Here is a 12,496-nt window from a genome sequence, read left to right as displayed (position 1 = left end):
TGCAATGGCATAAGCCAGCTTAACTGCGAGACGGACAGGTCGAGCAGGTACGAAAGTAGGTCATAGTGATCCGGTGGTTCTGAATGGAAGGGCCATCGCTCAACGGATAAAAGGTACTCCGGGGATAACAGGCTGATACCGCCCAAGAGTTCATATCGACGGCGGTGTTTGGCACCTCGATGTCGGCTCATCACATCCTGGGGCTGAAGTCGGTCCCAAGGGTATGGCTGTTCGCCATTTAAAGTGGTACGCGAGCTGGGTTCAGAACGTCGTGAGACAGTTCGGTCCCTATCTGCCGTGGGCGTTGGATGATTGAAGGGAGTTGCTCCTAGTACGAGAGGACCGGAGTGAACGAACCTCTGGTGTTCGGGTTGTCACGCCAGTGGCACTGCCCGGTAGCTAAGTTCGGAATCGATAACCGCTGAAAGCATCTAAGCGGGAAGCGAGCCCTGAGATGAGTCATCCCTGACCCCTTGAGGGTCCTAAAGGGCCGTTGGAGACCACAACGTTGATAGGTGGGGTGTGTAAGCGCGGCGACGTGTTGAGCTAACCCATACTAATTACCCGTGAGGCTTAACCATACAACACCCAAGAAGTGTTTCTGGCCTTGTAGCAAGTGCATGAACTACTCAAATTCAGTGATAGCGACGAGCCAAGAGCGACATCGTTATTCACGTCAGCTTTCTAGATTAAGAATTTGCCTGGCGGCCATAGCGCCGTGGAACCACCTGATCCCATGCCGAACTCAGAAGTGAAACGCGGTAGCGCCGATGGTAGTGTGGCATTCGCCATGCGAGAGTAGGACACTGCCAGGCACCCAATTAAACAGTTGTGCACACATTGCGCGATTGGCTGCGAGGATGACACCTCAGATAAGCGGCAAAAGATTTAGCGAAAGCTAACCGAATGCGGAGCGGTAGTTCAGTCGGTTAGAATACCGGCCTGTCACGCCGGGGGTCGCGGGTTCGAGTCCCGTCCGCTCCGCCACTAACAAGAAGCCCAGTCTAATGACTGGGCTTTTTTTCGTCCCTGTATTTCTCATTTTTCCCTCGCGATCTCACCTTAATCTTGTTTTTGACTCACCCTTGATATGCAGAAAAGAGATAAGCAATGCGCTATTTCTTTCTTCCTGGTATATCAAAGAGGAGGCATGCTGTACTCAATCCAACGATAAGGAGTATCACCATGAAACTGCGAATGACCGCTCTCTCCCTGTTATCCCTGCTTGCGCTCGGCCAAGCCAATGCCGCCGAAGTCCGGCTGCTCAACGTCTCCTACGACCCTACCCGCGAGCTGTTCCAGGAGTACAACACGGCGTTTGCCAAGGAGTGGAAGAGCAAGACCGGAGACGATGTGGTGGTGAGCCAGTCTCACGGTGGCTCCGGCAAGCAGGCACGTGCCGTGGTGGACGGTCTGGAAGCCGATGTGGTGTCGCTGGCACTGGCCTACGACGTCGATGCGGTGGCCAAGGCGGGTCTCACCGCCAGTGACTGGGAGGGACGGCTCGCCAATAACGCGTCTCCCTATACCTCCACCATCGTCTTCCTGGTGCGCAAGGGTAATCCCAAGCAGATCAAGGACTGGGGCGATCTGGTGCGCAAGGATGTCTCCATCGTCACCCCCAACCCCAAGACCTCTGGCGGGGCGCGCTGGAATTATCTGGCTGCCTGGGGCTATGCCCTGAAGAAGGGCGGCAGTGAGGAGGAGGCCAAAAAGTTCGTCGGCGATCTGTTCAGGAACGTGAAGGTGCTGGATTCCGGTGCTCGCGGTGCCACGACCAGCTTTATCGAACGCGGCCTCGGCGATGTGCTGCTGGCCTGGGAGAACGAGGCGCTGCTGGTATTGGGTCAGCCGGGCACCAGTGACAAGTTTGAACTGGTGGTACCGTCCGTCTCCATTCTGGCTGAGCCGCCGGTCACCGTGGTGGACAAGGTCGCCAAGAAACACGGCACCGAGGCGGTCGCCAAGGGCTACCTCGATTATCTCTACTCCGATGAGGGGCAGCGCATCATCGCCAAGTATCACTACCGTCCCAGCAATCCGGCGATCCTGAAGGAAACCTCGGCCCAGTTCCCGACCCTGAACCTGTTCACCGTCAAGGATCTGGAAGGGGATTGGGACAAGGCCCAGAAGAAACACTTCTCCCAGGGCGGTCTGTTCGACCAGATCTACCAGCCGGGCAGCTAAGTCTGCCCCACTGGGTCCCGCGTCACGGATAGGAGCCTCCAGATGAACAAGATCCTCCTGGTTCCCGGTTTGCACAACAGTGGACCGGATCATTGGCAGAGTCGCTGGCATCAACACTTCCCCCAGTGGCAGCGCATGGTCGGGCTGCCCTGGGACAAGCCTGACCTCACGGTCTGGAGTGCCAAGCTGGCTAGCAAGCTCAGGAGCCGGCGTGGCCGGGTCCATCTGGTGGCCCACTCCTTCGGTGCCCTGACGGCCATCGCCGCCGCCAGGCTGCAACCGGAGAAGGTTTCCTCCATCCTGATCGTGGCCCCTGCCGATCCGGCCCGTTTCGGCATCCCGGACGAGGCGCTGGCGGGATCGGTCAAGGTCTCCGCCCAGCTCATCGCCAGTCGCAACGATCCCTGGATGTCTTTCGAGCGGGCCGAGTACTGGAGCCGTCAGTGGCAGGTTCCCCTGTTCGATGCAGGAGAGGTGGGCCATATCAATGCCCAGTCAGGTCACGGGGAGTGGAGTCAGGGCCTCAACCTGCTCGGCATCCTTCATCGGCGGGCCGAGATGGTGGTGGAACCGCTTCAGACCGATTGGGGCAAGCGGGCGGCACTCAGCTTCCGTTAGTCATCGATAGTCACGGCGCAGAGGCTAAGGAGGAAACACACAGAGATGGGGGACCGTCGCCCGTCCCCATGATCGTACTCATGGCAGCAACTTCCGGTTTTGGTTTTACGGCTCCGTTTGGTTAGGTCTTTTATTTATATAAAAGACCTTTTTTTATATTTGTTGCTCTAAAAGCCTTGTTTCATCGTTGTTAGATAAAAAAGTGATTAGCAAAGGCGTTATTGGTGTTTGTTGCATCTGGCGGGAGTGAGCAGAATCGCTATATCGAAACTTACTTATAACAATCGGAAGTGTTATGCGATTAAGTTCTTACTCTGTCCTGCCTGGCCTGGGGGCGACGCTGGGCTTCAGCCTGCTCTACCTGGGCATACTGGTGCTGTTGCCGCTTTCGGCGTTGGTGTTGTTTGCCATCAACAACCTGAGTGCCGCCGAATTCTGGCAGGTGATCAACTCCCCCCGGGTGTTGGCTTCATTTCGCCTGAGCTTCGGTGCCGCCTTTATCGCCGCCCTGCTCAACAGCCTGTTCGGTCTCATCCTAGCCTGGGTGCTGGTGCGCTACAGCTTCCCCGGTCGTCGTCTGGTGGATGCGCTCATCGATCTGCCGTTCGCCATGCCCACCGCCGTCTCCGGTATCGCCCTGTGCGCCATCTTCGCCCCCAACGGCTGGATCGGCCAATGGGTTGCTCCCCTTGGCATCGAACTCGCCTATAACCCCATAGGTGTCGTGATAGCCCTGACCTTCATCGGTCTGCCCTTCGTGGTGCGCACCCTGCAGCCGGTGCTGCGTGAAGCCGAGACCGAGCAGGAGGAGGCGGCCGCGAGCCTCGGGGCCAACCGTTGGCAGACCTTTGCCCGGGTGCTCTGGCCAACCCTGATCCCGGCACTGCTGACCGGCTTCGCCCTGGCCTTCGCCCGCGGGGTAGGGGAGTACGGCTCCGTCATCTTCATCGCGGGCAATCTGCCCATGGTGTCGGAAATCGCGCCGCTGATGATCATGAGCCACCTGGAGGAGTATGACTACGCAGGCGCCTCCGCCATCGCCTCCGTCATGCTGCTTATCTCATTCATTTTGCTGTTGATCATCAACAAGTTGCAGGCCTGGAGCTGGGCCCGGATCGGAGGGAGCCGCATATGAACGCCTCTACCCTGGTTGTCGAGACCGCCCCGCAGGGCACGCGGTCGAGCCATGAGCCTGTGACTCGCGAGCCGGTCTGGGTCAAGTGGTTGCTCATCACAGTCGGGTTGGGCTGGTTTGCCGCCCTGCTGCTGTTGCCACTCGCCACCGTCTTCATTCAGGCGCTAAGCCCAGGTCTTGCCTTCTTCTGGCATGCCATCAGCGAGCCGGATGCCCTGAGTGCCCTCGGCCTCACCGCCCTGGTGACCCTCTGCTCGGTGCCATTGAACGTGCTGTTCGGTCTGGCGGCCGCCTGGGCCATCGCCCGCTTCCGCTTCCCGGGCCGGCAACTGCTCATCACTCTGATTGATTTGCCGTTCTCGGTCTCCCCCGTCATCGCCGGCCTGATGTTCGTGCTGATGTTCGGCAGCCGCGGCTGGTTTGGCGACTGGCTGAGTGAGCATGACATCAAGATCATCTTCGCTACCCCGGGGATCATCCTGGCCACCACCTTCATTACCGTGCCCTTCGTGGTGCGCGAGCTGTTGCCCCAGATGGAGGCGCGCGGACCGGAAGAGGAAGAGGCAGCCATCATGCTGGGGGCGAGCGGTTTGCAGATGTTCTGGCGGGTGACCCTGCCTGGCATTCGTTGGAGCCTGATGTATGGCGTGCTGCTCTGTACCGCCCGGGCGGTGGGGGAGTTTGGCGCCGTCTCCGTGGTCTCCGGCCATATTCGCGGCCAGACCAACACCCTGCCGCTGCACATAGAGATCCTCTACAACGAGTACCAGACCGGCGCCGCCTTCGCGGTGGCAAGCCTGCTGGCCCTGTTCGGGATCTTCACCCTGTTGGGGGAAACCCTGTTGGCCCGGCTGCGTGGTCAGCCCATTAAATCTCACTGATTTCACAGTTTCAACGAGGCAGCCATGAGCATTCAGGTTCAACAACTCAACAAGCATTTCAATCAGTACGCGGCCCTGGCCGACATCAATCTCGACTTCCACGACGGCGAACTGGTCGCCCTGCTGGGGCCCTCCGGTTGCGGCAAGACCACCTTGCTGCGGATCATCGCCGGGTTGGAGCAGGCCGATAGCGGCAACGTCATCATCCGGGGGGAGGATGCCTCCGCCCTGCATGTACGCGAGCGCAACGTCGGCTTCGTGTTCCAGCACTACGCCCTGTTCCGCCACATGACGGTGTTCGAGAACGTGGCCTTTGGCCTGCGGGTCAAACCGCGCAGCGAGCGGCCGAGCGAGGCGGATATCCGCGCCCGGGTCAAGGAGCTGCTGGATCTGGTGCAGCTCAGCCACGTGGCTGGCCGTTACCCGACCCAGCTCTCCGGTGGCCAGCGCCAGCGGGTTGCCCTGGCGCGGGCCCTGGCGGTACAGCCCAAGGTCTTGCTGCTGGACGAGCCGTTCGGTGCCCTCGATGCCCAGGTACGTAAGGAGCTGCGTCGCTGGTTGCGGGAGCTGCACAACGAGCTGCATGTTACCAGCCTGTTCGTGACTCACGATCAGGAGGAGGCGCTGGAGGTGGCGGATCGGGTGGTGCTGATGAATGCCGGTCGGGTCGAGCAGGTCGGCACCCCGGCCGAGGTCTATGACCAGCCCGCCAGCTCCTTCGTGCACAGCTTCCTCGGCAGCGTGAACCTGTTCCATGGCCGGGTGGCGGAACAGGGGCTCGGCATCGGCGAGCAGTGGCTGGGGGGAGCGAGCGACTCTCAGTTGGCCCAGGGCAGCGCGGCCATCGCCTATGTGCGCCCCCACGAGCTGGAGATCCTGCCGGCGGATGCGCCAGGTGGCATCAGCGCCACCATCACTCGCCTGTTGCCCATGGGGCCGCGGATCCGGGTCGAACTCAGGGGCAACGGTGACGCAGGCACTCCCAATGGCAAGGGGGCTCACTACGAGGCCGAGCTTAGCAAGGAGGCGGCCCGTACCCTGGTGCCGGGGCAGGGGGTGAGACTGATCGCCAAGCAGGCTCAGCTCTACCCGGACTACCAGATCTAGTGCGCGAGCCATCCATCGTGTTCAGGCTTGAGACAGAGAACAAGGCCCCGGGAACCCATCCACGGGGCCGGTCAGCGCAGGAGGCGATGACGTGAATTTTCAGCAATTACGCATTATTCGGGAGGCGGCGCGGCGGGACTACAACCTGACCGAGGTTGCCAATGCCCTGTTTACCTCCCAGTCCGGGGTCAGCCGCCATATCCGCGAGTTGGAGGAAGAGCTGGGGCTCGAGCTCTTCATCCGTTACGGCAAGCGGCTGCTCGGCATGACGGAGCCCGGCAAGGAGCTGTTGGTGATCGCCGAGCGCATCCTCAATGACGCCAACAACATCCGCAAGCTGGCCAGCACTTTCGCCAACCGCGACTCGGGCCGCTTGCTGGTCGCGACCACTCACACCCAGGCGCGCTATGCCCTGCCACGGGTGGTGAAGGCGTTTCGCGAGCAGTTCCCGCTGGTGCAACTGGAGCTGCGCCAAGGCAGCCCGGAGGAGATAGTGCGGCTGGTGCAGACCGGCGAAGTGGACATCGGCATCAGCAGCGAACAGCTCGACAAGAGCGAAGGGGTGGTGGCGTTTCCCTACTATCGCTGGCATCACAACATAGTGGTGCCGGAGCAGCACCCCCTTACCGCCGAGCGGGAGCTGACCCTGGCGGCGCTGGCCCAATGGCCCATCGTCACCTATCAGGCGGGGCTGACCGGACGGGTGCGGGTAGATGAAGCGTTTGCCGAAGCCGGGATAGTGCCCCAGATCCTGCTGACGGCTCAGGATTCAGACGTCATAAAGACCTATGTCGAGCTGGAAATGGGGGTGGGTATACTGGCGGACATGGCCTTCAACGGCCAGCGGGACAAGGGGCTGGTGCAACTCGATGGCAGTCGGCTGTTTGCTCCCCATACCGCCTGGATCGGGCTCAAGCAGGGGCAGTTCCAGCACAATTTTGCCTGGCAGTTCATCCAGCTCTGCAACCCGGAGCTAGCGCTGGCAGACATCCAGGCGCGGGCTCTGCGCAACGATGCGGCGCTCGATTACCAGATCTGAGTGAATCGCCATAAAAAACAGGGAGCCTCGGGCTCCCTGTTTTGCATTCAGACGATTATGGCAGCAAGGTCCAGGCCTCCTGCCAGTGGGAGCCGATGCCCGGCTCATACTGGGTGGCTGTGCTCGCCCACTGGCTGCACCAGCCGCTGTAGGGGAAGGGCTTGCACTGGTAGATCTTGCCGTTCTTGGGTTGCAGCACCTTGGTGCCGGCGGTGTAGGCGGCGACGCCCTCGGGGAAGCTGTACTGATAGTCACCGCCACTGGCCGGATCCTTGAGCATCAGATCCAGGGTCTGCTGCACGGCCGCGCCTCCCGATTTGGGTTTGCCCGTGATCACCAGTTGATGATGGCCTGCACTCAACCCGGTCAGCGGCATGGTGAAGCTCTGGCTGCTGTCCTTGATGTCGGCGCTGCTCTGACCCCTGGCGACGCCACCATGGTCATAGAGGGTGCTGGTGACAGCGAGATCCCCTTGCGCCGCGACGGTGAAGCTCAGGGTCAGCTTGCCGCCATCGAGCAGGTATTCGCTCTCCAGGCCGCTCACGCTGACGCTGTCACCGATCGGCGGTTGTTGCTGCTCGAGCTGGATCTCGACCCGTTGCAGGTTGCTGCCTGCTTTGAGGAAGACAGGGTTCTGGCCGTAGACGGGATTGAACTGGCCGTCACTTCCTTGCTGACCGGCGCGGATCTGGCTCTGTTCCCCGTTGATCTTGCTGGCCAGAGCGTGGGCCCAGTTGTTCTTCTGGCCCTGCTCGGTGCTGGCGATGGTCAGCACTGTCTGCAGATCCGTGCGCTCGCCGCTTGCATCGAACACCCGGGTCATGGCCTTGTCACCGGCCGCGAGATCGATGGAGGGATAGATGGTCCCGCCCTGGCTCCAGCTCAGGGGGGGCTGGGTGCCTCCCTCGAAGCGGGCGTCGATCAGGTTGTAGAAGCTGTTGGTGGTATCCCCCACCTCCCAGACTCCCAGGATCACCTGATAACCGGTACGGGCAGGCAGGACGCAGTTGTGGGTAACCTGTTTGGGCGGTTGCACCATGCCCCCGTTGATGACGCAGAAGGGGGTGAGGTCGAAGGAGGCCCGGGTCAGTGGCTGGTTCGGATCCCAGTCCTGCTTGGTGAGGTAGTAGCGCCAGTTGCGGGTGGTGTGGTTGGCGGTGAAGGTCCAGCTGATGGCGAAGGGGCCGGCTTTCACGTCGCGCTTGGTCCAGCGATCGCTGGTCTGGGCGTTGAGCTCGCCAAATTGCGGATGGCCGGCGGCGGCAATCTGACCATCGGCCGGGCCGCCAGCGGGGAAGCCGGACGGTGCCTCCAGGCTCTGGGGCTCCCACTGGATGGCGCCGCACTGGATGTTGCCACCCGTCTTGCACAGGTAGTTGCGCGCCTCCGGCTGGCTGATGTAGCCGTGAGCGAGCACGCCGCCACTGGCCAGCAGTGCGAGCGCCGCCGTGAGGTGATTGAGTTGAATGGTTGCTGCCATACATTCCTCTGTTCGATAGATGTGGGCAGTCAAGTTGGCAGGGGAGTTTCCCGAAACACTGTGCTGCAACCCCGCTATCCTGGACGACATGTCTTTAGACCGGAGGCTTTGCGTCCTGGCCTTTCAACCAGTTTGCCAAATGACTACAAAATGGGTCATGGTGTCGCGTTTGACTACGACGCTCCCATCATGACTTCTTTCTATTGAATTATTAAGTGTAAATCTTTACAGCTTGTTCTCATCGGAGTAGAGCCAATACGCCACTTTTTTATTTTATTCCCCCATGTGGCCCCGGCCTCCCTGCCACCGGCACCCAGCGCCGCCAGGAAGACTCTATTCACGAAGATAATCCCTTGCTCGCGGCAGACAGCGGAGCCCGCTTTTGCTAGCGTGATGAGGTGCATCCTCGCGCACCCGCCCTGCTGTCAGGGCGCCATCAAAAAGGAATGGTCGGCCAGTGGCCGCCGATAAAAAGAGGGACCTTATGATTTCCAATGCCAGGAATTACTTGAACCAGCTCAACGCCGACTACCTGAAGGTACACAGGCGCAAGGAGGATCTCTTCTGGTCCACCTACATGGGCACCAGCGATGATCAGGCCGGGTTCACCGCCGCCGAACAGGCCTACAAGGCATTCTGCGCCGATCCGGCCCGCCTGCCGGTCTTGCGGGCCATGCTGGCCGAGGCCGAAGGGGCGGATCTCAAACGGGGGCTCGGGGGCTGGATCGCCTTCTTCGAGTGCAACGTCATCGAAGACCCGCAGGCTGCGGTGCTGATGGACGAGCTGGTGGCCGCCGAGGCAGAGCTGTTCGCCCGTCGCAAGGAGCTCAAGCTGACCCTGCTGGACGAGCAGGGGCGGCAGGTGGCTGGCAGCCTGCCGGCAGCCAGTGCCTCCCTCGCGGCCAGCGCGGATGAGGCGGTGCGCCAGAGCGCGCTCGCCATGTTCCATACCCTGGAGCAGTGGGTGGTTGACAACGGCTATCTGGCCATCGTCACGCTTCGCAACCGCTTCGCTCGCGCCATGGGCTATCGGGATTACTTCGACTACAAGGTGCGCAAGAACGAGCAGATGAGCCCGGAGCAGCTGTTTACGGTGTTGGATGACTTCATCGCCCGCACCGAGGATCGGGTGCACCTGGGCCTCGCCGAATTGAAGGGCGCCAAGGGGGAGGCGGCGCTGCTGCCCCACAACCTGCGCTATTTCGTGAGCGGCGACGTGACCCGTCAGCTCGACCCCTACGTGCCCTTCTCCCGGGCCCTGAAGGATTGGGTCGAGAGCTTCCGTCGCCTCGGCATCCAGTACCGGGAGGCGACCCTGACCCTGGATCTGCTGACCCGGGAGGGGAAATACGAGAACGGCTTCTGCCATGGCCCGGTGCCGAGCTTCTGGCAGGAGGGAGAGTGGGTGCCTGCCGTGGTCAACTTCACCAGTCTGGCGAACCCCGCCCAGGTGGGCAGCGGCTGGAATGGCCTCAACACCTTGTTCCACGAGGGGGGGCACGCGGCGCATTTTGCCAACGTCACCGGCAACGCCCCCTGCTTCTCCCAGGAGTTCCCGCCCACCTCCATGGCCTATGCGGAGACGCAATCCATGTTCTGCGACAGCCTGCTGGACGATGCGGACTGGCTCAAGGGGTACGCCCGCAATGAGGCGGGGGAAGCGATCCCGGATGCCCTCATCAAGGCCATGATCGAGGCTCGCCAGCCGTTCAGGGCCTTCAACGAGCGCCAGATTGCCCTGGTCTCTTACTTCGAACGGGATCTCTATGCCATGGAGGACGCCGAGCGCACTCCGGCCGCCGTGCTGGCGCTGGCCCGCCAGTGGGAGCGCAGGATCCTGGGAGTGGAGAGTCCGCGCCCGCTGCTCGCCATTCCGCACCTGCTCAATCAGGAGTCGGCCTGTGCCTACCACGGCTACCTGCTGGCCCTGATGGCGGTGGAGCAGACCCGTGCCTACTTCCTGCGCCGGGATGGCTACCTCACCGACAACCCGCGCATCGGCCCGGATCTGGCGGCCCACTACTGGGGGCCGGGCAACGGCATGACCCATGATCAGACCCTGCAGAGCCTGACCGGCGAAGGCTTCAGTGCGGCGCCCCTGGCCCGGGTATGCAACCAGAGCGTAGAGGATGCCTGGGCAACGGCCTCGGCCTGTATGGCGGGGGCGCGTCAACGTCCGCCCGTCGGTGATGGCGCCCCTCTCAACGCCCACATCCGGGTGGTGCACGGGACCGAGCTCATCGCCGACAACAGCGAGTCGGAAGCCCGCATGCTGGCGGACTTTGAAACCTGGATCCTGCGCCATTATCAGGGGGAGAGTCAGCCCGCCTAGGGGCCAACGGTGATGTCATCGAATGCCTGTACAAAAAAGCCCCGAAAGGGGCTTTTTTTATCGGGCTCAGCGGGCGTCAGGCAGGGTACGACAAGAGGTGACCCTTGCCGGTTTATCCGCTATCGCCTTCCTCGCTCTGCTGCTATATGTCATGAGGTCGACTTAAGTTCAGATAATTGATTTAGATTTGGTTTATGTTCGATTTGTTGGAATATTTACATTTTAAATATGGACTGGCCTGGCTCCTGAGCAGATGATTGATAGGCCACCCTCGGTGCGAACCGGGTTCGGAAAATCACAGATCTCCCTCGTGAGATGGCTGGATTGCCTATGACGAGGGTCTGATGACTCGCTCCATATCTGATGACGTTCTATATCCATTCAATGATGATGACCGCCTCACACCGAGCCGGGCGAACAGGGATACCAGCATTAGGTACCGTGCCTGCTGTCGCGCGGTATCAGGATATCCACGAGTGATCATCCGGGGGAATCGCCCCCTATTAGTGTTCCCCTCCTCCCTAGTGACTTGTAATCTATTGATATTATTCTGCATAGGTACGGGCTGATGATGTGTCTGGTCGGCTAGACTCCTTGCGGTGATATGGTTCTCATGAACGGAGCATGTTGTGATGAAGAAGATCATGATGGTATCGGGCACTCGCCCTGAAATAATCAAACTCGCCCCCCTCTATCATGCCCTCCTGCAGGCGCCCTGGGCCGATGTGCGCTGGGTGCATACCGGTCAGCATGACAGCATGGCTACCCAGTTGCTCGAGTGCTTCGATATCCGCCCTCACTGGTCGCTGCAGCGCCAGGGGGCCAGCCTCTTTGAATTCAGCCAGGGCTGCCGTGCCCAGCTGGAAGCCCTGATGGCAAAAGAGCACTGGGACATGGTGATCGTGCAGGGGGACACCGAGAGTGCCTTCCTCGGCGCCCTGACCGGTTTCTATCATCAGGTGCCGGTGGCCCATGTGGAGGCCGGGCTGCGTACCTATCGCCTTGACCGCCCCTTCCCCGAAGAGGGGCTGCGCCAGATGATTGGGCGCATCGCACAACTGCATCTGGCGCCGACTCCCCGTGCGCGGGACTGCCTGCTGGCCGAGCAGGTGTCGGCAGCGCGGGTCCATGTCACCGGCAACACCGTCATCGATGCCCAGCTCTGGGCCGGTGAGCGCCATGGCATCCAGCGCAACAATCCCCAGCCGGGTCATCTGCTGGTCACCGTGCACCGCCGGGAGAACTGGGGTGACGAAGTCGACGGGATCTGCCGTGCCATCGCCCGTCTCGCCACCGCTCATCCCGATATGCGGGTGCTCTTCCCGGTGCATCTGAACCCGGTGATCAAGGAGGCGGTCTATCCGCTGCTCGGCCATCTGCCAAATGTCACCCTGACCGAACCCCTCGATTATCTGGCCATGCAGCAGGCCATCGCCGATGCCTGGCTGGTGATGACGGACTCCGGCGGCCTGCAGGAGGAGGCGCCCACTTACGGCGTGCCGCTGCTGGTGCTGCGGGAGGAAACCGAACGGCCCGAAGCGGTGGAGTCCGGTTATGCCCAGCTGATGGGCACCGATGAGGAGCGCATCGTCCAGCGTGTCACCGAACTGTGGCAGGCGGCGGACTTTGCCCCGCGCACCATGGCCAATCCGTTTGGTGATGGCCAGGCCTGCGCGCGCATCGTGGCTATCATGGCTGATACCTTGCTGGGGTGATC

At 61.3% G+C, this 12,496-nt stretch carries 9 protein-coding genes, 1 tRNA gene, 2 rRNA genes and 1 riboswitch (1 of these 13 cut by a window edge); of the genes, 11 read left to right on the top strand and 1 reads right to left on the bottom strand.

Going from position 1 to position 12,496, the window contains the following annotated elements; all coding sequences use genetic code 11:
• From VZC39_RS17440 to cbl, 9 genes are all read left to right on the top strand, one after another.
• Positions 1-581: ribosomal RNA gene (locus tag VZC39_RS17440) — 23S ribosomal RNA — on the top strand (it extends 2,308 nt beyond the left edge of the window).
• A gap of 119 nt (positions 582-700) precedes the next feature.
• Positions 701-815 (top strand): 5S ribosomal RNA (rrf, locus tag VZC39_RS17435).
• A 95-nt stretch (positions 816-910) separates the two neighbouring features.
• Positions 911-987: transfer RNA gene (locus VZC39_RS17430), tRNA-Asp, on the top strand.
• A gap of 198 nt (positions 988-1,185) precedes the next feature.
• On the top strand, positions 1,186-2,187 hold the full coding sequence (locus tag VZC39_RS17425) for a sulfate ABC transporter substrate-binding protein (protein ID WP_434664179.1): 1,002 nt from the start codon (positions 1,186-1,188) through the stop codon (positions 2,185-2,187).
• 42 nt (positions 2,188-2,229) lie between these two features.
• Positions 2,230-2,805, top strand: a complete 576-nt coding sequence (locus VZC39_RS17420) for an RBBP9/YdeN family alpha/beta hydrolase (RefSeq protein WP_434664176.1) — start codon at positions 2,230-2,232, stop codon at positions 2,803-2,805.
• Between the two features lie 295 nt (positions 2,806-3,100).
• Positions 3,101-3,940 carry a sulfate ABC transporter permease subunit CysT gene (cysT, locus tag VZC39_RS17415; RefSeq protein WP_349919603.1) on the top strand — a complete coding sequence of 280 codons (840 nt, stop codon included), beginning with the start codon at positions 3,101-3,103 and terminating at the stop codon, positions 3,938-3,940.
• Positions 3,937-4,821: a sulfate ABC transporter permease subunit CysW gene (gene cysW, locus VZC39_RS17410; RefSeq protein WP_349919601.1), complete on the top strand. Its 885-nt coding sequence runs from the start codon at positions 3,937-3,939 to the stop codon at positions 4,819-4,821. The genes cysT and cysW overlap by 4 nt, the downstream gene beginning before the upstream one ends.
• Before the next feature lie 24 nt (positions 4,822-4,845).
• Entirely contained in the window at positions 4,846-5,928 is a 1,083-nt protein-coding gene (locus VZC39_RS17405) for a sulfate/molybdate ABC transporter ATP-binding protein (protein WP_434664173.1), read from the top strand.
• A 91-nt stretch (positions 5,929-6,019) separates the two neighbouring features.
• Positions 6,020-6,967 (top strand): HTH-type transcriptional regulator Cbl, encoded by a 948-nt coding sequence (cbl, locus tag VZC39_RS17400; RefSeq protein WP_349919597.1) that lies wholly within the window; start codon positions 6,020-6,022, stop codon positions 6,965-6,967.
• 55 nt (positions 6,968-7,022) lie between these two features.
• Here the strand turns inward: cbl and gbpA are convergent, their stop codons facing one another.
• A complete protein-coding gene (gbpA, locus tag VZC39_RS17395; protein WP_434664170.1) occupies positions 7,023-8,447 on the bottom strand; it encodes an N-acetylglucosamine-binding protein GbpA in 1,425 nt (474 codons plus the stop codon).
• A gap of 61 nt (positions 8,448-8,508) precedes the next feature.
• Positions 8,509-8,594, bottom strand: a riboswitch (cyclic di-GMP riboswitch).
• A gap of 337 nt (positions 8,595-8,931) precedes the next feature.
• Between gbpA and VZC39_RS17390 the strand changes: the two genes are divergently transcribed.
• Positions 8,932-10,779 carry a M3 family metallopeptidase gene (locus VZC39_RS17390; protein WP_434664167.1) on the top strand — a complete coding sequence of 616 codons (1,848 nt, stop codon included), beginning with the start codon at positions 8,932-8,934 and terminating at the stop codon, positions 10,777-10,779.
• Between the two features lie 632 nt (positions 10,780-11,411).
• Positions 11,412-12,494, top strand: a complete 1,083-nt coding sequence (gene wecB, locus VZC39_RS17385) for a non-hydrolyzing UDP-N-acetylglucosamine 2-epimerase (protein WP_434664164.1) — start codon at positions 11,412-11,414, stop codon at positions 12,492-12,494.
• Positions 12,495-12,496 lie beyond the last annotated feature (2 nt).

The sequence above is a fragment of the Aeromonas sp. NJAU223 genome (assembly GCF_051125555.1).
Lineage (GTDB): Bacteria > Pseudomonadota > Gammaproteobacteria > Enterobacterales > Aeromonadaceae > Aeromonas > Aeromonas veronii_G.
Note: the sequence above shows the minus strand (reverse complement) of the source record. Positions and strands in the feature narration are given on the sequence as shown.

Excerpts from the sequence above, each read along its gene's own strand:
- VZC39_RS17405 (WP_434664173.1), top strand. The coding sequence starts at position 4,846 with ATGAGCATTCAGGTTCAACAACTCAACAAGCATTTCAATCAGTACGCG.
- VZC39_RS17420 (WP_434664176.1), top strand. The coding sequence starts at position 2,230 with ATGAACAAGATCCTCCTGGTTCCCGGTTTGCACAACAGTGGACCGGAT.
- wecB (WP_434664164.1), top strand. The coding sequence starts at position 11,412 with ATGAAGAAGATCATGATGGTATCGGGCACTCGCCCTGAAATAATCAAA.
- cysT (WP_349919603.1), top strand. The coding sequence starts at position 3,101 with ATGCGATTAAGTTCTTACTCTGTCCTGCCTGGCCTGGGGGCGACGCTG.
- gbpA (WP_434664170.1), bottom strand. The coding sequence starts at position 8,447 with ATGGCAGCAACCATTCAACTCAATCACCTCACGGCGGCGCTCGCACTG.
- cysW (WP_349919601.1), top strand. The coding sequence starts at position 3,937 with ATGAACGCCTCTACCCTGGTTGTCGAGACCGCCCCGCAGGGCACGCGG.
- VZC39_RS17390 (WP_434664167.1), top strand. The coding sequence starts at position 8,932 with ATGATTTCCAATGCCAGGAATTACTTGAACCAGCTCAACGCCGACTAC.
- VZC39_RS17425 (WP_434664179.1), top strand. The coding sequence starts at position 1,186 with ATGAAACTGCGAATGACCGCTCTCTCCCTGTTATCCCTGCTTGCGCTC.